Here is a 21,872-nt window from a genome sequence, read left to right as displayed (position 1 = left end):
CCGGACCCCCCATGCTGTTCAGATTTCCGCTGCGGCCCGGTGACCCGGTGTCACTTGGCGCATACCGCCTTGTCGGCGCTCGCTTGCTCGACGCCTTCCGGAGCCTTCGCCGGCCCGGTGATGAGCTGTCCCGCGCCCTTGAAGTCCGCCCCCAGCGTGAGCACCATCGCCTCAAGCCCCTCGGCGTCGGCGGTGCCCTGCTTCATGGCCGTTGCGGGAAGCCCCATCATCTCGGCGAGCGCCCGGGCCTGATCGGCCTGGTTGGGCGCGTACTCCAGCGTCGTCTTCTTGATCTTCTCGGGTGCGTTGGCCTTGTTGGCGGACTTCAGCACCCCCTGCTCGTTCTGCAGCCAGGTGACGGTCGAACCCGCCGCACCGGGGACGTCGCCGCCGTTGAGGACGTCCACGCGTACGTCGGCGGGCTCGGCCTTCGGGCCCTTGAGCAGGGCCGCCTGCTTGCCCTTGGCGGCCTTCTCCTTCTGCTTCACCTCGGTCAGCGAGGTGTCCGAGCGCATCATCGCGAAGAGCTGCTCGCCCTTGACCGGGTCCACGACCACGGTGATGGGCTTCGGCTCGGCCGGGTTGTCGATGACCGGCATCGTGAGGAAGGTGATGTTCTTCGTGTCGACCTTGGAGATCTCCTGGGCGAGCGTCATCAGCTTCTGCGCGTCGCCGATGGCGGAGTCGACGGTCAGCGCGTTGGTGGCGGCGTCGGCCAGCTTGTACAGCTTCTTCGGGTTGGTCAGGGTGTCGCTCGACTTCATCTCGCGGATCATCGAGGCGAGGAACTGCTGCTGCACCTTGATCCGGTCGAGGTCGCTCTCGTTGCCGAAGCTGTGCCGGGTACGCAGGAGAGCCAGCGCCTGCTCGCCCTGAACCTCCGACTTGCCCTGCGGCAGCTTCAGATGGGACTTCGGGTCGTCGACCGGCTTGGCCATGCAGACCTCGACGCCGCCGACCGCGGTGGTCAGCTCCTTGACCGCGTTGAAGTCGACCATCATGAAGTGGTCCGGCTTGAGGCCGGTGATGTTCTCGACCGTCTTCATGGTGCAGCCGGGGTTACGGCCGTTCTGGCCGAGGCTGGTGTTGAAGCGTTCGTTCGGGGTGCCGGGGATGGTGACGTCGGCGCCGTCCTGATCCTTCGCCTCGCACTCGGGGATCTCGGTCATCAGGTCGCGCGGGATGCTCATCGCCGTCGCGTTGGTCCGGTCCTCGGAGACGTGGAACAGGATGGTGGTGTCGGCGTGGCCCTCGCTGCCCTTGTCGCCGTACCCCTCGTTGCCCTTGCCGGTGCGCTTGTCGGTGCCGATGACCAGGATGTTCATCGGGCCGTCGCTGACGACGTTCTTGCTGCCTGCGTCACCCACATCGATGGAGTCGATGTTCCCGTTGAGCTGCTGATACAGGACGTACGCGCCGATCGAGGTGCCCACCACGACGAACGCCATCACCCCGCCCGTCCACAGCAGCGCCTTCTTCTTGCGCGACTTCTTGGGCTTGCGCTTCCGGCGGCCGGACGTCGGCGGCTCGGCGGCTCCCCGCGCCCCCTGGGAGCTGCGGCGGCTGCGCTGACCCGGCACCTCGCGGCGCGGCGCGGCACCGCCCTCCCGGGCCCCCCGGCGTCCGGAACCCTCACGGGACGAGCCGGTCCGGGTGCTGCTGCGGCGGCCCGTCTCCTCGGCCGTGGCCGTACGCGAAGGGCTGCTCGACTCCCCTGTGGAGTGGTCCAGTCGCAATTCGTAATTACCGGTGTGCGGGTTGAGTACCCACTGGTCGGCGGGGTCGATATCGTCCGCCCGTCCACGACTGTGCGCGTCCACGGTTTCCTGCGTCCTCCGTCGGTGCCACGCGAGGCGCCCTCCCCCGGCAGGGCGCTCGTTCCTTCGCTCCAGCAGTGCACGACCTGGCGGCCGGAAGCACCGGATCGCGTCACACTATCCGGCCGATTCCGCGTCGAGCGACGTGCGTGACACATTCCACGCCCCTTACAACCGGGCATACTTCCCATTACGCGTCGATTGTGTTCGGTGTCTTGGCAATTGCTTTACTGCTTGCACAGGTCGTCCGCAGCACTCGAACCCGAATAGGTGGGTGTGGGTGTCGGACTTTCGGACCCGGCGTCGTCCGGCTTCCCGTCCTGCCCGCTTTCCTGCGCCCGTTCCGCCTCTTCGAGTTCATCTGCAGGGACCACGGCGACGGGCTTGTCCTCGCGGAGTTGCTTGAACAGGTCCCCTGCGTCCGGTTCGACGAGTTCGTCCCGGTTGGGGTTGTTACGGTACGGCTGCCGGGGCACGGTCAGGAACTGCACCTGCTCGGTCGGTACGTTGCGCATCCCGCGCACCAGGTCGTACAGGTCGCGCAGCGAGTCCAGCCCCGGGTCGGTGGTCAGCGACTTGGTGGCCGCGTCCAGCACCGGGTAGAGCCGCGTCGGGTTGAGCAGGACGCCGTTGCTCTGCATCTTGTTGACGAGGGCGCCGAGGAACTGCTGCTGGCGCTCCATGCGTTCGGTGTCGCTGCCGTTGCCGAGGGACTTGCGCGCCCGTACGTAACCGAGGGCCTGCTCCCCGTTCAGCGTCTGCGGGCCGGCAGGAAGCTCCAGGTGGGCGTCCTTGTCGTCGATCGGCTCCTTGAGGCAGATCTTGACCCCGTCCACCGCGTCGACCATGTCCTTGAAGCCGTTGAAGTCGACGACCATGTGGTGATCGATGCGGATGCCGGTCATCCGCTCCACGGTCCGGATCGTGCACGCGGTGCCGCCGAGCTCGAACGCCGTGTTGAACTGGGTGAACTGCTCCCGCGACTTCTTGTCGTCCCCGGTGCGGCAGCTGGGGATCTCCACCATCAGGTCGCGGGGGAGGGACACGGCCGTCGCGCTCTTCCGGTCCGCCGCGAGGTGCAGCAGGATCGTGGTGTCGGAGCGCTGGCTCCCGCCGTCGTCCCGCCCGTACTTGCGATTGTCCCCGGCCCGGCTGTCGGACCCGATGAGCAGGATGTTCTGGGCGTCCATGACGATCGGCGTCGGCCGCTCCTTCTCGTACGCCTTGAGCTCGGCGGCGGCGCTCGTGTCGGTGGTGATGTTCCCGTCGAGCTTCTTGTACATCCACCAGCCGACCCCCGCGGCGACGAGGACGAGGAACGAGGCGGCGAGCGCGGTCCAGCGCAGCCAGTGACGCCTGCGCGCGGCGACGACGCCGTTCTTGGGCCGGTCGGCCCAGGTCTGCACGCCCCCGCCGCTCTTCGGGGGGTCACTGTCGGCGGGGGCGCCTTCGGCAGGGCCGGCGGGCCCGCCTTCGGCCTCGGTGCGGGTCTCGGCGGGGGCGCTCTCGGCCTCGGTGCGGGTCTGGGCGGCGCCATTGCTTGTGCCCGCCCCGGCGCTTTCGGCGGGCCCGTCGCTTTCGGCCTTCCGGGGTTCGTCGGCGGCCGGGGTCTCCTCCCGCCGATCGTCACCCTTCGGCGTACTGTCCTGCGGGGCCCCGCCCTCGGGAGCCCCGCCTTCCGGTGTCACGCCCTCCGGGGTCGCGCCCTCGGCAGCCCCGACCTCCGGCGCCAAGTCTTCCGAGGTCGAACCCTCGGGCCCGGACTCTTCCTGCGACCTGCCCTGCGGCTTGTCCCCGGCCGAGTGGTCCGGGTCGGACGGCGGGCCAGCACTGTCGGTCACGTCTGCGTCCATCCTTCACGTTCGGCGGCGCGAGGGGCCGCCGGTCGCAGGAGTAGACGGCTGAAACTCACGCTTGGTTGTGCACGGCCAGGAGAGTGGTCTGTACCGCCCGATCATCTACCCGCTCCGGTGCCGATTACCGAGGACTCGGCCCGCTGTGGGCCGGACGGGTGGACCTCTGCGCGCTTGTCATACCGCGGTGTTGGTGACCCGCTCGCTCTCGGTCCGCTTGGCCAGCCCGTCCGCGTCGAGCTGCCCGAGGTGGCGGCACAGCACCACGGACCCACCGGCCGCCAGGGGCGCGAAGAGCCCGGCGCTCAGCCCGTCCCAGGTGTCGTACGTATGCCCGGTGAGCAGCCGGGATCCCGGTACGAGCCCGAGGGCGCCGGCGTCCTCGCGGGCCTTGGCGACGAGCTGCGCACCCGTCAGCTCCACCCCGCCGACGGCCAGCGCGGGGGCGTCGGCGTCCACCGGAGCGAACGGCGCGAAGCGGTCGCCCTGGCTCGGCACCTCCACCGCGTAGTCCGAGAACCCGTCCGGAGCCTGCGGGAACCGGCCACCCAGCGGACGCAGCGCGAGCGCGACCCGCTCGCCCCGGCAGGCCCGCGCCCGCTCCAGGGTGTCGGGGCCGGTCACGACGAGGTCGGCGGCGGCCGGGTCGCCCTGGACGTCGGCGACGACCCCGACGGAGGAACAGGCGAGCAGCCAGACCGCGGACTGCCAGTGCGCGGGGAGCAGCAGGGCGAGCCGGTCGCCCGGCTCGGCGGCGAGGTCGCCCTGGAGCAGATTGGCGGTCTTGGCCACCCAATTGGCGAAGGTGGCCACCGACAGTTCGACGCGTTCTCCGGTGGCGTCGTCGTAGAAGGTGACCAGGGGGCGGGCCGGGTCCGCGGCGAGGGCGGATCGCAGCAGGTCGGCAGGGGTGCGGTCGCTGGAGTTCATCCGCGCAAGCGTACGCGGGGACGCGGTACGGGGCGGGCTGAACGGGTGTCACGTACACCGGTTCGGCAGACGGTGCGTCATGTCGTGGCGGATGTCCCGGTAGCCGGACTCGTCACGGTATGGCAACGATCGTACGTATGCGTGCACTATTGGTCACCTCAGTCGGCGTCACCTGCGCGGCGGCCCTCACCCTGCCGCTCGCCGCCCCCGCCCTGTCCGCCCCGGCCGCGCACTCCTCCGCCCGGCCGCCTTCCCTGTCCCCCGAGTCACCGGGGTCCGGCCCGCCTTCGGCACGGGCCGCCGAGTTCCCCGCGGCAGTATCTCCCGCGGCCGAAACCCGCGCCGCCGAGTCCCGGGCGGCCGATCCCCGGGCGGCCGGATCCCGCGCGGCCGCGTCCCAGGCCGCCCAGCCCCGCGCGGCCGAGCTCGCGGGCTCGACACAGTCCCTGCCCCTGGAGCCCCTCGCGGCACCGTCCGACCGGGTCGCCGGCGCGGGCGCGGCGGCCGGCCAGGGCCTGGCCCAGCGCGACGCCCGGCCGTTCTCCCTGGTGGGCGTCGTCTGGGACGACGCCGAAGCCGAACTGCACGGCACGGTCCAGATCCGCACCCGCGCGACCGGCTCCACGAGCTGGTCCGGCTGGCAGGACGTCGAGACCCACAACGCCGAACACGCCGCCGACCTCGGCAGCGACGAGCGGTCCTCCGGCACCGTGCGCGGGGCGACCGCCCCCCTCTGGGTCGGCGCATCGGACGGCGTGGAGGTACGCGTACGACCGGAGCCGGCCGATCCGCAGAACCGCTCCGAAGCCGCACCGCTGCCCGACGGGCTGAGCCTCGAACTCGTCGACCCCGGCCCGGACCCCGCCCCCGACCAGGACCCCGCCACCGAACCGGCCCCCGAGCCCGCGCGCGCCGCCCCCGTCGGCCGGACCGCTACCGCGGCGACGTTCGCCGTCAACCCGTCCCCGCCCATCACGACACCGGCGGTCGTGCCGGAGGTGCTCACGGCCGAGTCCGAGGCGGCCTCGGCCGTCAACGCGGAGCTGGCACCGCTCGGTGCGTCCGTCATCCCCGCGCTGACCAAGGCGGAGACGGAGGAGGCGGCGAACGTCGCACCCGCGGCGAAGCCGTACATCGGACCCCGCCCGAAGATCGTCACCCGTAAGGGCTGGGGTGCGGACGAGAAGCTCCGCGAGCGCCAGTTCGCGTACACCAAGACTGTCAAGGCGGCCTTCGTGCACCACAGCGCGACCGGGAACAACTACACCTGCAAGCAGGCCCCCTCGGTGCTCCGCTCCATCTACCGCTACCACGTCAAGAGCAGCGGCTGGCGCGACTTCGGCTACAACTTCGCCGTCGACAAGTGCGGAAACATCTACGAGGGCCGGGCCGGCGGCGTCACGAAGGCGGTCCTCGGAGCGCACACGCTGGGCTTCAACTCCAACACCATGGGGATCGCGGTCCTCGGCTCCTACTCCTCCACCAACCCGCCCGCCGCCGCGGTGACCGCCGTCTCCAAGCTCACCGCCTGGAAGCTCGGACTGTTCGGAGCCAACCCCAAGGGGAAGGTGACGCTCGTCTCCGGCGGCAGCAACAAGTACAAAGCGGGCGTGAAGGTCAAGATGAACGTCATCTCGGGCCATCGGGACGGCTTCGCAACCGAATGCCCCGGAGCGCGTCTCTACAAGAAGCTCGGCACGGCCCGGACCAGCTCCGCCAAACTGCAGGGCCGCTGACCGGGGCATGTCCGACCGGTCTGCTTAGACTGGCCAGCCACGAAACCCCGGCCAGGCCCCAGCAGGAAGCAGAGACGGTGCTGTGACAGAGGCAAAAGAAGCGATTCTCCTGGTCGGTGGCAAAGGCACCCGGCTGCGCCCGCTCACGGTGCACACCCCGAAGCCGATGGTCCCGGCGGCGGGGGTTCCCTTCCTCACCCACCAGCTGGCGCGGGCCAGGGCGGCCGGGGTGGAGCACATCGTGCTCGCCACGTCCTACCTGGCCGAGGTCTTCGAGCCGTACTTCGGCGACGGCTCCTCGCTCGGCCTGCACATCGAGTACGTCACCGAGCAGGAGCCGCTCGGCACCGGCGGAGCCATCCGCAACGTCGCGCCGAAGCTGTCCTCGGGACCGGACGAACCGGTCCTGATCTTCAACGGCGACATCCTGACCGGGCTCGACATCCGGGCCCTGGTCACCTCGCACACCGTCTCCGGGGCGGATGTCTCCCTCCACCTGACCCGGGTGGAGGATCCGCGCGCCTTCGGCCTGGTGCCGACCGACGCGACCGGCCGGGTCACGGCGTTCCTGGAGAAGCCGCAGACGCCGGAGGAGATCGTCACCGACCAGATCAACGCCGGGGCGTACATCTTCCGGCGCTCGGTCATCGACACGATCCCGGCCGGTCGCCCGGTCTCCGTCGAGCGCGAGACCTTCCCCGGCCTGCTCGCCTCCGGCGCCCACCTCCAGGGCATGGTCGACTCCACGTACTGGCTGGACCTCGGCACCCCGGGCGCCTTCGTCCGCGGCTCCGCCGACCTGGTCCTGGGCCGCGCCCCGTCCCCGGCGGTCCCCGGCCGCTGCGGCGACCGCCTGGTCCTGCCGACGGCCAGGGTCGCCCCCGACGCCAAACTGACCGGCGGCACGGTGGTCGGCGCCGGCGCGGAGATCGGTGCGGGCGCGCGGATAGAGGGCTCGACGATCCTGGAGAACGCGATCGTCGAACCGAACACAGTCATCACGGATTCCCTGGTCGGGGCGGGCGCGAGGATCGGCAGCCGTACGGTGCTGGCGGGCGCGGTCATCGGCGACCGGGCGCACGTGGGCGCGGACAACGAACTGCGCGACGGGATCAGGATCTGGTGCGGGGCGACCCTGCCGGACGGCTCGGTCCGCTTCTCCTCGGACCAGTAGCCGACTTCTCATCGGACCAGTAGCAGCCCCGCTACCCGTACCCTCGAAGGACCCGCCCCCACCCCACCCGCCCCCACCCGACCTCCGCCCGCACCAGGAACACACCGAGGCCCACTGTGGCAGGACGATTCGCCCCCCGCACCGCACGAGCGGCTCTGCCCCGGCAGGCGGCCGCGGGCCCGGTGCGCCCGGCACGTCCGTCCTCCCCGCCCGACGGCCCGCCGCTGACCCGGGAGTGGACCCCACCGGGCCCACTGGACCTCCGCCTGGTGCTGGGCCCGCTGCGCCGGGGCCCGGCGGACCCCACGTTCCGGATGGTCGCGGGCGGTACGTTCTGGCGGGCGACCCGCACGCCGGAAGGCCCCGGCACCCTGCGCGTCGCGGCGCGCGGCGACCGGGTCGCGGCGACGGCCTGGGGCCCCGGCGCGAACTGGCTGCTGGACGGCCTCCCCGCACTCCTGGGCGCGGAGGACGACCCGGACGCCTTCGTCCCCCGCCACCGCCTGCTCGCCCTGATCCGCCACCGCCGCCCGGGCCTGCGACTTCTCCGCACGGGCCTGGTCATGGAATCCCTGATCCCGTCCATCCTGGAGCAGAAGGTCACGACGGACGAGGCATACCGCGCCTGGCGCCTCCTGGTCCGCCGTTTCGGAACCCCGGCCCCGGGCCCCACCACCGACCTGGGCCTGCACGTCATGCCGGACCCGCGCGGCTGGGCGATGATCCCGTCCTGGGAATGGCACAAGGCGAACGTCGACGCCAAACGCTCGTCCACGATCATGCGCGCGGTACGCGTGGCCCGCCGCCTGGAGGAGGCGGCGACGATGCCCCTGCCCGAGGCCCACGCCCGCCTGCAACTGATCCCGGGGATCGGCCCCTGGACCTCGGCGGAGACCCTCCAGCGCTCGAACGGCGCGGCGGACGCGGTCACGGTCGGCGACGTACACCTCCCGGGCATCGTGGGCCACGCCCTGGCGGACAACCGGGACGCGGACGACGAGGAGATGCTGAGGTTGCTGACCCCGTACGAGGGCCAACGCCACCGAGCGACCCGCCTGATCCTCCTCTCGGGCCACACCCCACCCCGCCGAGCCCCAAGAATGACCCCGGGCGACATCGTGAACCTGTAGGGCATTTTCAGCCCCTCTGCCGCCTAGCCCTTAAGCGTTCCGGCGCTAGCTCTTTCAGCCCCTCCGGCGCTTGAGGAGCGGGGTCCGGGGCAGCGCCCCGAATCCAGCCGGTCGGCGCTTGAGACAAAGGGCGCCCGGCGCACGACCCCCGCCCCCCAGCCCGTCCGGCGCTTGAGGACAAAAGGGGCCCGGGGCAGCGCCCCGGTTTCGGGAAGAGTGGGGTCTCCCCTGCTCGAACGAAGTTGAGAGCTTGGGGATGGGTAGGGGAACAGGCCCCGCGCAGCGGCCCACCGCGCCCAGCCTCCACGCAGCGGCCCGCCCCTCACCGCACGGTGAGAAAGTCCTCCGCCTCCCGAGCGACCCGCTCCCGAGCCACCCCCACCGCATGCCCCACAGCCACCGCCCCCAACGGCTCCCACGAAGACGGCAGCGAAAGCACCCCCCGCACCACATCCCGGCAGAACATCGTCGAGGACACCCACGCCGACCCCAACCGCTCACCCGCCAACGCCACCAGGAAGTTCTGCACTCCGGCCCCCGCCGCGACCACGAACATCTCGCGCTCCGCGGTGTCCCGCCGCTCGTCCCCGTACGTGTGCGAGCCGTCCATCACCATGCACGGCACCACCAGATACGGCGCGTTCCGCAGCACATCCCCCCGCCGCACCCGCTTCGCGATGGACTCCTCGCTCTTCCCGTCGCGCCGCAGATCCTCGATCCACGCATCCCGCATCGCATCGAGCAGCCGCGTCCGCGACTCGGGGGACTCCAGCAGCACGAACCGCCACGGCGTCGTGTGATGAGGCGCCGGCGCGGTGACGGCAGCCGCGACAGCGCGCCGCACCGCCCCCGGATCCACCGCCTCGTCGCTGAACTCGCGCACCGTACGCCGCAGCGTCACCGCTTCCCGTACGGCCTCGGACGTCCCCAGCCGGAACATGTCATCGGCGGCACTCCGCACGAGCGCACGAGCACCGGGCTCATCGCCCCCGCCGGAGGCAACCACATGCGACAGCCCCCGGACCACCGCCACCGGCAGCCCCTCCGCCTTGCCCTTGACCAGGTCCCCGGCCGAGGCCAGCTCGTCCGCCGTGGCCACGACCGTGGCGCTGAGCGGGTTGCCGTACGCGTCCGTCCCGCCCCGCAGATCGTCCAGCACCCGCACGCCCGCCGCACCGATCGCGACATCGGTCAGCCCGTTGCGCCAGGGTCGCCCGAAGGTGTCCGTGACGACGACGCCGACCTCCACGCCGAGGATGTCCCGCAGCCCGTCCCGGACGGCCCGGGCCGAGGCGTCGGGGTCCTCGGGCAGCAGCAGCACGGTCCCGGCGGGCGTGTTGGACGCGTCGACCCCGGCGGCGGCCATGACCAGACCCTGCCGGTTCTCCACGATCCGCAGCGTCCCGCGCCGGGCCACGACCCGCACGGTCTCGGCGTCGATGGCGGCCTCACGGTCCGCGGCCTCGACGATCCGGCCCTCCGCCTTGGAGACGATCTTCGAGGTGACGAGCAGGACATCACCGTCGACGAGCCCCGGCTCGGCGGCGGCGATCAGCTTGGCGAGATCGTCACCGGCCCGCACCTCGGGCATCCCGCCCACGGCCCACACACGAAAAGAAGGCACGGCCGTGGGCGAACCGCCCACGCCCTCGCCGACCCCGACCGCGTCCCCGGCCCCGGGCACAGCACTCACGCCCGTACCTCCTCGGCCAGATCCAGCGCCTGCCGGGCCATCTCGGCGGTCGCGTCCACGTCCGACATCATCAGCGGCACCGCCCGGCAGCGGATCCCCGCCGCCTCGACCTCGCCGACCGCACCGGCGTCCACCGTGTCGACCAGCCACCCGTCCAGCAGCCCCGAACCGTAGTGCTGGGCCACGGCAGCCGCCGTCGACTCGACGCCCACAGCGGCGAGCACCTTGTCCGCCATACCCCGCACGGGCGCGTCCCCGACGATGGGGGACAGGCCGACGACCGGCACCCCCGCCTCGGCGATGGCCTCGCGGATCCCGGGCACGGCGAGGATCGTGCCGATGGACACCACCGGGTTCGACGGCGGGAAGACGATGACATCGGCGGCGCCGATGGCCTCCAGCACCCCCGGGGCCGGCTTGGCCTGCTCCGCCCCGACCGGCACGACCGCCCGCGCCTCGACGGAGGCGCGCAGCTTCACCCAGAACTCCTGGAAGTGGATCGCCTTGCTCTCGCCGTCCATCTCGACGGCGACATGCGTCTCGACCCGGTCGTCGGACATGGGGAGCAGCCGCACGCCCGGCTGCCAGCGGGCGCAGAGCGCCTCGGTGACCGCGCTGAGCGGATAGCCCGCGCCGAGCATCTGCGTACGGACGATGTGGGTCGCGAAGTCGCGGTCGCCGAGCCCGAACCACTCGGGGCCCACGCCGTACGCCGCGAGCTCTTCCTTGACCTGGAAGGTCTCGTCGGTACGCCCCCAGCCCTGTTCCTCGTTGATGCCACCGCCGAGGGTGTACATCACGGTGTCGAGGTCGGGGCAGACCTTCAGCCCGAACAGATGGATGTCATCACCCGTGTTGCCGATCACCGTGATGTCCGCGTCGGGCGCGGCCTGCTTGAGGCCGCGAAGGAAGCGGGCACCGCCGATGCCACCGGCCAGAACAACAATGCGCATGCACAGCAGTTTGTCAGGCGGGTACGGCGTCCACGGCCGTCGGGGCGCTTTGCGTGGCGTGCATCGGCATCTCGGTCAGGCCCGGGTAGTAGATGTGCAGACTCACGGCCGGTTCGAGCGAATCGTTGACCACTTCGTGGACGTACCCCGGGGCGAAGGCACGCTGCGCGCCCGCGCCGAGCGACCGTGCCCCGCGCTCGGTGCGCTCGGTCAACTCGCCTTCCAGGACCGTCAGTACGCCGGCGGAGAGGCCGTGGTCGTGGAGCCCGCTGCCCTGCCCGGGCACCCAGCTGAGCAGCCACACCTCGTAGCCGGGGCCCTGGTGCAGGCGGTGGTACCAGCGGGAGGCGGAGTCGTACTGGACGATTCCCGCCCACCGGGCGCGGTCGGCCGCGATGGAGCGGGCCAGGCCGACGAATTCGGAGACGGTGGAGGGGTGCTCGCGGGCGGGCTGCAGGAGGTGCTGGACCTCAAGGATGTCGCCGGCGATCTGAAGGTCGCTGTCGCTGTTCATTGCTGCGGTGGTTCCTCGGCATGGGGGGTGCGCGTGCGGGGGAGTCGCGGTGAGCGTCAGCAGCTCGGCTGGAGCTGCGGGGAAGGACCGGAGATACGGCTCGACGGAGACCTGGAGAGCCAGGGAGCTCAGAAAACTCAAGGAACTCGGGGAGTCCGGAGAGCCGGATCAGAGCTGGAGCGCTAGGGCATCAACAGCTGTGACAGCTGGAACAGCAACAGCGGGCCTGGACAGCGCTACGGAACCCACGGACGTGGGTGACGTGCAGGGCTGCGGTCGCTGGCATGGGATCAAGGAGACCGGCTCGGCCGTCCGCTGTCAACCCAATGCCCGATATGGGGGCAATGTTTCACCCCTTCCGGTCGTCGGATTCGGAGAAAGGTTTATGCGCCCACGACCGGGGACATGTGGCGCATCACCCGTGCTCCCAAACGCGGCTGACGCTCCGTGACCTGACTGTGATCTTGATCGCTTCGGTGATCGAATCGCAACACTAGGACGGTCTCGTTCGTCTCCCTCGGGAGAGGGCGTGGGGCTGTGGGGCCTGTGGCATATGTCAGGTTTTTGCTGATTTGAACACTTTCCGCATACGCTTGGTTCCGCAGAGTGAATCCCTGGGCCAATAGCAGATCCTCGCTTGACTGCCCCGGAGCTACACACTTGTAATTTCACTCGTGTCGTTCAGCCGCAAACGGCTGCATCACGGGACGCAAGAGACAGACGAGGGGCGCACATGACCGAGCTGTTCCAGCAACTGCTGGTCGAGGACGCGGACGAGGAACTCGGCTGGCAGGAGCGCGCGCTGTGCGCCCAGACCGATCCCGAGTCCTTCTTTCCCGAAAAGGGCGGATCCACCCGCGAGGCCAAGAAGGTCTGCCTCGCCTGTGAGGTGCGCTCGGAATGCCTTGAGTACGCCCTTTCCAACGACGAACGCTTCGGCATCTGGGGCGGGCTCTCCGAACGGGAGCGACGACGTCTCAAGAAGGCCGCCATCTGACCGACCCCTGGCTCACCCAAACCGCCGTGACCAGGCGGCGGATGCACTCCGGACCGCCGCGACCGGGTGGCCGGACGTACCTCGGACCGCCGCGCGCGACCGGGCGTCGGCCGCATCCCGACCGCCGCATCCCGGCGGCGGGACGTACCTCGGGCCACCGCGACCGGGCACCGGACGCCTCCCGGACGGCAGCGACCGGGCACCGGACGCACTCCGGACCACCCCGACCAGGCGCCGACCGCATCCCGGACCCCATCCAGGCCAGGCCAGGCCCTGGGCGGCGTCCCGCATCCCCGCATCCCGCACCCCGACCATCACCGGGCAGCTCACCGGCCGCTCCACCCGCGAGCCGAGCAGAGCGCCCACACCGACATCCCCCGGCCCCCCATCACACACAGACCACCGCCCCACCCCCACCACCGCCCCCCGCGCCTCCGATCGAGGCTGCCCGTCCCATCGGCCCCCCATCGGCACTCGGCGGCCCTCATCGGCACCCGACGGCCCGCCCACCGCCCCTCTCCAGGGGCGCCGTGGACGGGCCGTCGGCAGGTCCGGGCCCGTCCCCTTCACCCGCTCGGACCCCCGCCACCTGTCCGTACCGTTAGTGTGGGGCCCCGTCCGAGACGCGCCAACGCCCCGCCGGGGCGCGCGTGTACACCGATGCAGCCCCCGGGGACGCCCCCGGACCCGGCCGGAGGGCCCGTACCTCGATGTCCGTGCACAGCCACTCGGCGGCGCCGAACGCGGCCGCCGCCGCCCCAGAGTTCCCCCGGCACGTCGTCACCGCCGTGCTCGTCTCCCACGACGGCGCCCGCTGGCTGCCCGACGTGCTGGCCGGGCTGCTCGGGCAGGAACGCCCCGTACAGAACGTCGTCGCCGCCGACACCGGCAGCGCCGACGACTCGGCCCGGCTGGTCACGGAGGCGCTCGGCAATGAACGCGTCCTGCACCTCGCACGCCGTACGAGCTTCGGCACGGCCGTCGACGAGGCGGCCCGCACGGCCGGTGTCCTCACCCCGGACGAACTGCCGTACCTCAAGCGCCCCAGCGGCTGGGATCCGGAGACCCGCACCTGGGTCGACGAGAACTACGACCTTCCCGAACTGCCCCACGGCGAACCGGTCCAGTGGCTCTGGCTGCTGCACGACGACTGCGCGCCCGAGCCGGACGCGCTCGCCGAGATGCTGCGCGTCGTCGACACCGACAAGCACGCCACGATCGTCGGTCCCAAGCTGCGCGGCTGGTACGACCGCAAACAACTCCTCGAAGTCGGCGTCTCCATCGCCAACAGCGGACGCCGCTGGACCGGCCTGGACCGCCGCGAGCAGGACCAGGGCCAGCACGACCAGGTCCGTACCGTCCTCTCCGTCTCCTCCGCCGGCATGCTCATCCGCCGCGACGTCTACGAGGAGCTCGGCGGCTTCGACCGCAGGCTGCCCCTGATGCGCGACGACGTCGACCTGTGCTGGCGCGCCCACCTCGCAGGACACCGGGTCCTCGTCGCCCCGGACGCCGTCCTGCGGCACGCCGAGGCCTCCGCCCGGGAACGTCGTCCCATCGACTGCGCCGGCCGCTCCGTCGCCAGCCCGCACCGCGTCGACAAGGCGGGCGCGGTCTACACGATGCTCGTCAACGCCCGTGGCAAGGCCCTGCCCTGGGTCCTGCTCCGGCTCGTCGTCGGCACCCTGCTCCGTACCCTCGCCTACCTCATCGGCAAGGTGCCCGGCCAGGCCCTCGACGAGGTCACCGGACTGCTCGGCACCCTGCTGCGCCCCGGCCGCATCCTCGCCGCCCGCCGCCACCGCGGAAAGGGCGTCGTCGATGCCGCCGAGCTGCGCGCCCTGTTCCCGCCGCCCGGCGCCACCGTCCGGGCCACCGTCGACCAGGTCGCGGGCAACTTCGGCGGCCGCACCGACGCCGACTCGGGCGGCTCGCGCCACGGGGCCGTCGAATCCGGCCCCGGTGGCGACGACGCCGACTTCCTCGAAGTCGACCAGTTCGCCCGCCTCAAGCGCATCGGCCGCAAGCCGGGCCCCGTCCTCTTCGCCCTGCTCCTGATCGTCTCGCTCATCGCCTGCCGCAACCTGCTCAGCGGCGGCGCCCTGGCCGGCGGCGCGCTGCTGCCCGCTCCCGCCGAGCTCGGCGCGCTCTGGGAGCGGTACGCGGACGCCTGGCACACGGTGGGCACCGGCGGCACCCAGACCGCCCCGCCCTACCTCGCCCTGCTCGCCGCGCTGTCGGCCCTGTTCCTCGGCTCGACCGGGCTCGCCGTCAGCGTGCTGCTGGTCTGCTCGATCCCGCTGGCCGGGGCCACCGCCTACTTCGCCTCCCGCCCGCTGCTCCCCTCCCGGCTCCTGCGGGCCTGGGCGAGCATCGCGTACGCCTTCCTGCCCGCCGCGACCGGCGCCCTGGCCACCGGCCGCCTCGGCACCGCCGTCCTCCTCGTCCTGCTCCCGCTGATCGCCCGCGCGGGCGTCGCCGCCCACGGGCTGCGCGCCGACAGCACGGCGGGGGAGCGCGGCAGCTGGCGCGCCACCTGGGCGTACACGCTGCTGCTGACCGTCACCATGGCGTTCACCCCGATCGTCTGGCCGCTCGCCGTGGTCCTCGGCATCGGTGTGCTCGTGCTGCGGCGCGGTGACATCACGGCGTACGGACTCCGCTTCGTCGCCGCCGTCGGCACCCCGGTGCTGGTCCTCGCCCCCTGGTCGCTGAGCCTCCTGACGAACCCGTCCGCGCTGCTGACCGAGGCGGGCCTGGACACCGGTACGGGCGAGGCGTCGGGCCTCGACCTGCTCGGCATCAGCCCCGGCGGCCCCGGTGCGGCGGGCGGCATCCTGCTGCTCGGCATCGTGCTGGCCGCGCTCGCCGCCCTGCTGCGCGAGGAGCGGCAGTTCGCCGTTCGCACCGCCTGGGCCGTCGCGCTCGTCGGCTTCCTCTTCGCCGCCGTCGCCAACGGGTCCGCCTGGGCCGGACCGGCCACCCTCGTCTACGGCACCGCGCTGATCGCCGCCGCCCTGGTGGGCGCGGACGGGGCCCGCATCCGGGTCGCCGAGCAGAGCTTCGGCTGGCGCCAGCCCGTCGCCGTGCTGATCGCGCTGGCCGCCGGACTGGCCCCGGTCCTGGCCGCGTTCGGCTGGATGATCGGCGGCGCGGACGGCCCGCTGGAACGACGCGACCCCGTGCAGGTGCCCGCCTTCGTGGCGGAGGAGAGCACCACCCGCGACCAGCCCCGCACCCTCGTCCTCGGCGGCACCTCGCCCGACGCCGTCTCGTACAGCCTGGTCCGCGGCTCGGGCGCGCGCCTCGGCGACGGCGAACTGACCGAGGCGGGCGGCAGCAACAGCCACCTCGACAAGGTCGTCGCCAACCTCGTCGCCGGCTCCGGCGCCGACCAGGGCGGCCAGCTCAGCGGCTTCGCGATCCGTTACGTCCTCGTCCGCGACGGAGCCCCGCGCGAGATGAGCCGGGTCCTCGACGCGACCCCCGGACTCAGCCGCCTCAGCCAGCTCGACGGCAGCGCCCTGTGGCGGGTGGACCGCCAGGTCGCCCGCGTCATGATCACCCCGGTCTCCGGCGAGGGCGAGCACATCGCGGTCGGCTCGGCCGCCGTCGAGGCGCACTCCGAGATCCCCTCCGGCGAATCGGGCCGCGTGCTGCGGATCGCGGACGCCGCCGACCCGGGCTGGACGGCCACGCTGGACGGCGAGCCGCTGCCCCGCAAGACCGTCGACGGCTGGGCCCAGGGCTTCGAACTGCCCGCGAACGGCGGCCGCCTGGACCTCACCCACGAGGCCCCGATCACGCACACCGCGTGGATCTGGGCCCAGATCGGGCTGCTCGTGGTCCTGGTGGTCATGGCGCTGCCGGGCCGCCGCCAGGAGATCGATGACGACCTGCCCGAGGAGGCGCTCGCCGTCGCCGCCGAGCCGGTCGACGGAGAGGGCCGCCGAGCCCGCAGGCTGCGCGCCGCGGCCCAGGCCGAGGAGTCCGGCGGCGGCGACCCGTCGCCCGTCGCGGACCCGGGGGAGTACATCCCCGCGCAGCAGTCCGCCGACCCGTACGTCACGAACCCCCCGGCGCACGACCCGCAGGAGGCCACCGGCGGCTACGCGGCGGTCCCGCAGCAGCAGTACGGCGAATACGGCGAATACGACGAGTACGCGCAGTGGGACGGGCAGCAGCAGCCGACCGCCGACTACTACGCGACGTACCAGCAGCCGGACCCGTACGCCCAACAGCAACAGCAACAGCAGCAACAACACGGGCAGAACGTCGCCTACCAGGGCGGCTACGGAGTCCAGGACCCGTACGCGCAGCAGTACAACGACCAGGGGACGTACAACGACCAGGGCGCGTACGACGAGTACGGCCAGTACGTCGGCGGGCAGCATCAGCACCAGCAGCAGCCCCCGTACACCGAGAACGGCGAACAGACCGACCCCCCGGCCCCGGGCCAGGCCCCGTGGCAGACCGGTAACGCATCGCGAGGCGAGTCCGAGTGAAGTCCACCCACCTGTCCCTGATCGCGGGCGCCGCCGTTCTGGCCGCCGTCACCGGGTTCGCCACGGTCACCGCGCCCGGCGCCCCGGCCGAATCCGCCGCGAAGTCCGCCGCGCTGCTGCCGGTCGAGCGGGCCGGCCTGGTCTGCCCGGCGCCCAGCAACTCCGCCATCGCCGAGACGCAGTACACCGCGTTCACCCCGGCGGGTGAGGGCGGCGACGCGAAGGGCACCGCCGAGCTGAAGCCGGCGCTGCCGATCGTGGACGACGAGGACGAGACCGACCCGAAGAAGGTCAAGAAGGCCGAGGAAGCGGCGAAGAAGGCGAAGGAGAAGGCCGAGAAGCCGGTCCTCGCCGTGAAGGAGCAGGGCGCGCCGGTCGTCGCCGAGGCGAACGGAGCCAGTGCCCCGGCCCTCGTCGGCACGGCCACCGGCAAGCTGGCCCCGGGCTGGACCGCGCAGCAGACCACCGAGGTCACCGCAGGCGGCTCCCGCGGGCTCCTCGGGGTCACCTGCACCGCGCCCGACACGGACTTCTGGTTCCCGGGCGCGAGCACCGCGAAGTCCCGCCAGGACTACGTCCACCTCACCAACCCCGACGACACCGGCGCCGTCGCCGACATCGAGCTGTACGGCCCCGAGGGCGCGGTCAAGTCCGAGGTCGGCGACGGCATCACCGTGCCGGCCCGCTCCAGCGTCACCGTCCTGCTGTCCACCCTCACCCCCGAGGCCGTCGACCGGCTGACCGCGCACGTCACCACCCGTTCGGGGCGGATCGGAGCGGTCGTCATGAGCGCCGACGAAAATGCGGGCAGCGACTGGATCACCGCGTCCGAAGACCCCTCCGGCACGCTGGTGATGCCGGGCATCCCGGCCGACGCCACCTCCGTACAGCTGGTGGCGTTCGCGCCCGGCGAGGACGACGCGGACGTGAAGGTCCAGCTCCTGGGGAAGAACGCGGCGTTCTCCCCGGCCGGGAACGCCACCCTGCACGTCAAGTCCTCGATGACGGCCGCCGTCGACCTCAAGGACGTCACCCGCGGCGAGCCGGGCTCCCTGCGCCTGAGCCCGGTCGAGAAGGGCCGGGCGACCCCGATCGTGGCCGCGCTGCGCGTGGTCCGGGGCAAGGGCGACCAGCAGGAGATCGCCTACATCCCGGCCACCGCCCCGGTCGGCGCCCGGGCGAGCGTCGCGGACAACCGGGCCAAGGGCTCGACGCTGTCCCTGACCGCGCCGGGCGCCACGGCCAAGGTGAAGGTCACCGCGTCGGCGGGCAGCGGCGGCGGCGAACCGGCCGTCGAGACGTACACGGTCAAGGCCGGTACGACCATGGCCGTCACCCCGAAGGCCCCGGAAGGCCTCAAGGGCTCCTACGCCCTGACCGTCGAGACGACCTCGGGCGGCCCGGTCCACGCGTCGCGCTCCCTGGCGCTCACGTCGGGCGGCGTGCAGATGTTCACCGTGCAGACGCTCCCCGACGACAGGGGAATGGTCGAGGTCCCGTCCGCCCGCCAGGACCTCTCGGTCCTGGACGACTGAGGACCCGTCCAGCAGCCGGGGCCGGCCAGGGCTGGGGCCTTCCCGGGTCCGGGGAGAGCCGGCCCCGGGAAGAGGGCGACGGGCCCTAGTCCTGCCCGTACCGGGGGTCGACCGACTCGGGGGCCAGCCCCAGCAGCTCGGCGACCTGCTCGACGACGACCTCGTGCACGAGCAGGGCGCGCTCGTCGCGGCTCTTGGTGCGGATCTCGACAGGCCGCCGGTAGACGACGATCTGCGCGGGCCGCCCTTTCTCCGCGGAGACCGCGCTGCCGAGCGGAACGACCTCCTCCGGAGTGCCGGGCACATCGAGGACGACGAAATCGACCTCGGCCAGCTGGGGCCAGCGCCGCTCCAGCCGCTCCACCGAGTCCTGGACCAGATCACGGAAGGTCTCGCCCCGGCTGGCCGACAGCGGCACCTGCGGTGGCGCGACCGGCCCGCGCATACCGCGGCCATGACGATCACGGCGCCGGGGCCGAGGCTCGAACGGGTGGGGAGGTACGGAGCTGTCCATCACCGACGCAGCGTAACGCTCCGGGGACCGTGATGATCGGTGAGACGACGCGGCCGGGCCGAGGTCGGACGACGCGGCCGGGCCGAGGTCGGACGACGCGGCCGGGCCGGTCGTGACAACGCGGCCGGGCCGTCCGCGTCGTCCCCCCGGGCCGAAGGAGGTCCGCCCGCTTCCGGATGTCCGCAGTTGAACATTTCGGCCAAGGTTGAGCCCTTTTCAGGCCCGTAATTCGATCGTTGGTTCTGCCCTCGACGCCGTGATCCACCCCGCCCGTGACCGGCCCGACCGGCGAGTGATCACCGGGCCCCGGTCCTGGCGCAGGTCAGGGTAGCCGCGGAGGGCGCCGCTGTGCCGCAGGTCACAGGACGACACGGTGGGGTGACCCGTGGGGGAGTCGTCGCAGCCCGCTCAAGAGTGCGGTACCGTCCAACATCGTGAGCCCTGTACGTCGCTGTTCGCGCACTGCGTGCGGCCGCCCTGCCGTCGCGACACTGACGTACGTCTATGCCGATTCGACTGCGGTCCTCGGCCCGCTCGCCACCTACGCCGAGCCCCACTGCTACGACCTGTGTGCCGAACACAGTGAGCGGCTCACCGCGCCCCGGGGCTGGGAAGTGGTGCGGCTCTCCGACGGCTCCGCACCGGCGCACCCGAGCGGCGACGACCTCGAAGCACTGGCCAACGCGGTCCGCGAGGCAGCACGCCCGCACGACCGGGGCCCGGACGGCGGAGACGGCCGGGGCCGGCGCTCGGCCGACCCGGTGGAGGTGGCCCGCCGGGGCCACCTGAGGGTGCTGCGCTCCCCGGACTCCTGAGGCTGTCTCTCAAGGCTCTACCCGGCCGGGTAGTTTGGGCGGTCCGTAAAGACCCCAGGAGGACCGGCCGTGGTTGCTGATCTGTCGCAGCTCGTGAAGGCGTACGACGTGCGCGGAGTGGTGCCCGACCAGTGGGACGAGTCCCTGGCCGAACTCTTCGGAGCCGCGTTCGTCCAGGTCACGGCCGCAGAAGCGATCGTGATCGGCCACGACATGCGGCCCACCTCACCGGGTCTGTCCGCCGCCTTCGCGCGCGGCGCGGCGGCCCGGGGCGCGGACGTCACGCTCATCGGCCTCTGCTCGACGGACCAGCTGTACTACGCGTCGGGGGCGCTGGACCTCCCCGGGGCGATGTTCACGGCCTCGCACAACCCGGCGCAGTACAACGGCATCAAGATGTGCCGGGCGGGCGCGGCCCCGGTCGGCCAGGACACCGGCCTGGCGGAGATCCGCACGTTGGTCGAGCAGTGGTCGGAAGGCGCCCCGCAGCCGTCGACCACCGCCACCCCCGGCACGATCACGGAACGCGACACCCTCACCGACTACGCGTCCCACCTCCTCGGCCTGGTCGATCTGACGTCGATCCGTCCCCTGAAGGTCGTGGTGGACGCGGGCAACGGCATGGGCGGCCACACGGTCCCCACGGTCTTCGAGGGCCTCCCGCTCGACCTCGTACCGATGTACTTCGAGCTGGACGGCACCTTCCCCAACCACGAGGCCAACCCCCTCGATCCCAAGAACATCGTCGACCTCCAGGCCCGCGTCCTCGCCGAGGGGGCCGACCTGGGCCTCGCCTTCGACGGCGACGCGGACCGCTGCTTCGTGGTCGACGAGCGGGGCGCGGGCGTGTCACCCTCCGCGATCACGGCCCTGGTGGCCGCCCGCGAGCTGGCCCGCAACGGCGGCGAGGGCATCGTCATCCACAACCTGATCACCTCTTGGTCCGTCCCCGAGGTGGTCCGCGAGAACGGCGGCACCCCGGTCCGCACCCGGGTCGGCCACTCCTTCATCAAGACGGAGATGGCCGAGCACGGCGCGATCTTCGGCGGCGAGCACTCGGCGCACTACTACTTCCGCGACTTCTGGAACGCCGATACGGGCATGCTCGCCGCCCTCCACGTACTCGCCGCACTCGGCGGCCAGCAGAAGCCGCTCTCCGAGCTGGTCGCGGAGTACGACCGCTACACCGGCTCCGGCGAGATCAACTCCACCGTCGCCGACCAGACCGCCAGCCTGACGAAGGTCAGGACGGCGTACGGCACCCGCGACGGCATCACCTTCGACGACCTGGACGGCCTGACGGTCACGGCCGCCGACTGGTGGTTCAACCTCCGCGCCTCGAACACGGAACCCCTGCTGCGCCTGAACGTCGAGGCGAGGGACGAGGAGAGGATGACAGAGGTACGCGACGAGGTCCTGGGCTTGATCCGGACGGCCTGACGGCTACATCCCCGCCCATCACCCGGGCCTGCCGCCCCACTAAGCTGCGCCGCCCCACTTAGCTCCGCCGCCCCCACCCAGCTCCGCCGCCCACCCGGCCCTGCTATCCCCACCCAGCTTCTCCGGTCCCACCGGGCCCTGCTGTCCCCACCCTGCTCCTGCGGTCCCGCCGGGCGCTGCTATCCCCCCCCCCCCCCCCCCGCCCCCCCCCCCCCCCCCCCCCCCCCCCCCCCCCCCCGCCCCCCCCCCCCCCCCCCCCCCGCGGC

The 21,872-nt window shown here is 72.2% G+C and carries 15 protein-coding genes; 8 read left to right on the top strand and 7 right to left on the bottom strand.

The window, feature by feature from the left end:
* Window positions 1-50: 50 nt before the first annotated feature.
* The 3 genes from ACFWM7_RS15560 to ACFWM7_RS15550 form a co-directional block, all read right to left on the bottom strand.
* The gene (locus ACFWM7_RS15560; RefSeq protein ID WP_383260498.1) at window positions 51-1,820 is read right to left on the bottom strand and encodes an LCP family protein; all 1,770 of its coding nucleotides are present in this window, start codon (window positions 1,818-1,820) and stop codon (window positions 51-53) included.
* Between the two features lie 224 nt (window positions 1,821-2,044).
* A complete protein-coding gene (locus ACFWM7_RS15555; RefSeq protein WP_383260496.1) occupies window positions 2,045-3,670 on the bottom strand; it encodes an LCP family protein in 1,626 nt (541 codons plus the stop codon).
* A 177-nt stretch (window positions 3,671-3,847) separates the two neighbouring features.
* Complete coding sequence (locus ACFWM7_RS15550) at window positions 3,848-4,600, bottom strand: TIGR03089 family protein (RefSeq protein ID WP_383260494.1); 753 nt, start codon at window positions 4,598-4,600, stop codon at window positions 3,848-3,850.
* A 137-nt stretch (window positions 4,601-4,737) separates the two neighbouring features.
* Between ACFWM7_RS15550 and ACFWM7_RS15545 the strand changes: the two genes are divergently transcribed.
* From ACFWM7_RS15545 to ACFWM7_RS15535, 3 genes are all read left to right on the top strand, one after another.
* Entirely contained in the window at window positions 4,738-6,336 is a 1,599-nt protein-coding gene (locus ACFWM7_RS15545) for a peptidoglycan recognition protein (protein WP_383260492.1), read from the top strand.
* 82 nt (window positions 6,337-6,418) lie between these two features.
* Complete coding sequence (locus tag ACFWM7_RS15540; protein WP_383260490.1) at window positions 6,419-7,510, top strand: sugar phosphate nucleotidyltransferase; 1,092 nt, start codon at window positions 6,419-6,421, stop codon at window positions 7,508-7,510.
* A gap of 116 nt (window positions 7,511-7,626) precedes the next feature.
* A complete protein-coding gene (locus tag ACFWM7_RS15535) occupies window positions 7,627-8,640 on the top strand; it encodes a DNA-3-methyladenine glycosylase 2 family protein (RefSeq protein WP_383260488.1) in 1,014 nt (337 codons plus the stop codon).
* A gap of 322 nt (window positions 8,641-8,962) precedes the next feature.
* Here the strand turns inward: ACFWM7_RS15535 and ACFWM7_RS15530 are convergent, their stop codons facing one another.
* The 3 genes from ACFWM7_RS15530 to ACFWM7_RS15520 are packed head-to-tail and all read right to left on the bottom strand — an operon-like array spanning window position 8,963 to window position 11,800.
* Window positions 8,963-10,285 carry a coenzyme F420-0:L-glutamate ligase gene (locus ACFWM7_RS15530; RefSeq protein ID WP_383260508.1) on the bottom strand — a complete coding sequence of 441 codons (1,323 nt, stop codon included), beginning with the start codon at window positions 10,283-10,285 and terminating at the stop codon, window positions 8,963-8,965.
* Window positions 10,286-10,329: 44 nt separating this feature from the next.
* Complete coding sequence (gene cofD / locus ACFWM7_RS15525) at window positions 10,330-11,286, bottom strand: 2-phospho-L-lactate transferase (protein WP_205086889.1); 957 nt, start codon at window positions 11,284-11,286, stop codon at window positions 10,330-10,332.
* 13 nt (window positions 11,287-11,299) lie between these two features.
* Window positions 11,300-11,800 carry a cysteine dioxygenase family protein gene (locus ACFWM7_RS15520; RefSeq protein WP_205086890.1) on the bottom strand — a complete coding sequence of 167 codons (501 nt, stop codon included), beginning with the start codon at window positions 11,798-11,800 and terminating at the stop codon, window positions 11,300-11,302.
* 733 nt (window positions 11,801-12,533) lie between these two features.
* Between ACFWM7_RS15520 and ACFWM7_RS15515 the strand changes: the two genes are divergently transcribed.
* The 3 genes from ACFWM7_RS15515 to ACFWM7_RS15505 all read left to right on the top strand — a co-directional run bounded on the left by ACFWM7_RS15515 (window position 12,534) and on the right by ACFWM7_RS15505 (window position 18,837).
* Window positions 12,534-12,797 (top strand): WhiB family transcriptional regulator, encoded by a 264-nt coding sequence (locus ACFWM7_RS15515; protein WP_003968728.1) that lies wholly within the window; start codon window positions 12,534-12,536, stop codon window positions 12,795-12,797.
* A 710-nt stretch (window positions 12,798-13,507) separates the two neighbouring features.
* Window positions 13,508-17,302 (top strand): glycosyltransferase, encoded by a 3,795-nt coding sequence (locus ACFWM7_RS15510; RefSeq protein WP_383260485.1) that lies wholly within the window; start codon window positions 13,508-13,510, stop codon window positions 17,300-17,302.
* On the top strand, window positions 17,299-18,837 hold the full coding sequence (locus ACFWM7_RS15505; protein ID WP_383260483.1) for a DUF5719 family protein: 1,539 nt from the start codon (window positions 17,299-17,301) through the stop codon (window positions 18,835-18,837). The genes ACFWM7_RS15510 and ACFWM7_RS15505 overlap by 4 nt, the downstream gene beginning before the upstream one ends.
* 85 nt (window positions 18,838-18,922) lie before the next feature.
* Here the strand turns inward: ACFWM7_RS15505 and ACFWM7_RS15500 are convergent, their stop codons facing one another.
* Entirely contained in the window at window positions 18,923-19,351 is a 429-nt protein-coding gene (locus ACFWM7_RS15500) for a metallopeptidase family protein (RefSeq protein WP_075265990.1), read from the bottom strand.
* 434 nt (window positions 19,352-19,785) lie between these two features.
* Between ACFWM7_RS15500 and ACFWM7_RS15495 the strand changes: the two genes are divergently transcribed.
* Window positions 19,786-20,166, top strand: coding sequence for a DUF3499 domain-containing protein (locus ACFWM7_RS15495; protein ID WP_205086211.1), 381 nt, complete (start codon window positions 19,786-19,788; stop codon window positions 20,164-20,166).
* A gap of 69 nt (window positions 20,167-20,235) precedes the next feature.
* Complete coding sequence (locus tag ACFWM7_RS15490; protein ID WP_383260479.1) at window positions 20,236-21,606, top strand: phosphomannomutase/phosphoglucomutase; 1,371 nt, start codon at window positions 20,236-20,238, stop codon at window positions 21,604-21,606.
* Window positions 21,607-21,872: the final 266 nt, after the last annotated feature.

Source organism: Streptomyces sp. NPDC058375, assembly GCF_042723425.1.
Lineage (GTDB): Bacteria > Actinomycetota > Actinomycetes > Streptomycetales > Streptomycetaceae > Streptomyces > Streptomyces durocortorensis.
This window is presented reverse-complemented; position numbering and strand designations above follow the sequence as displayed.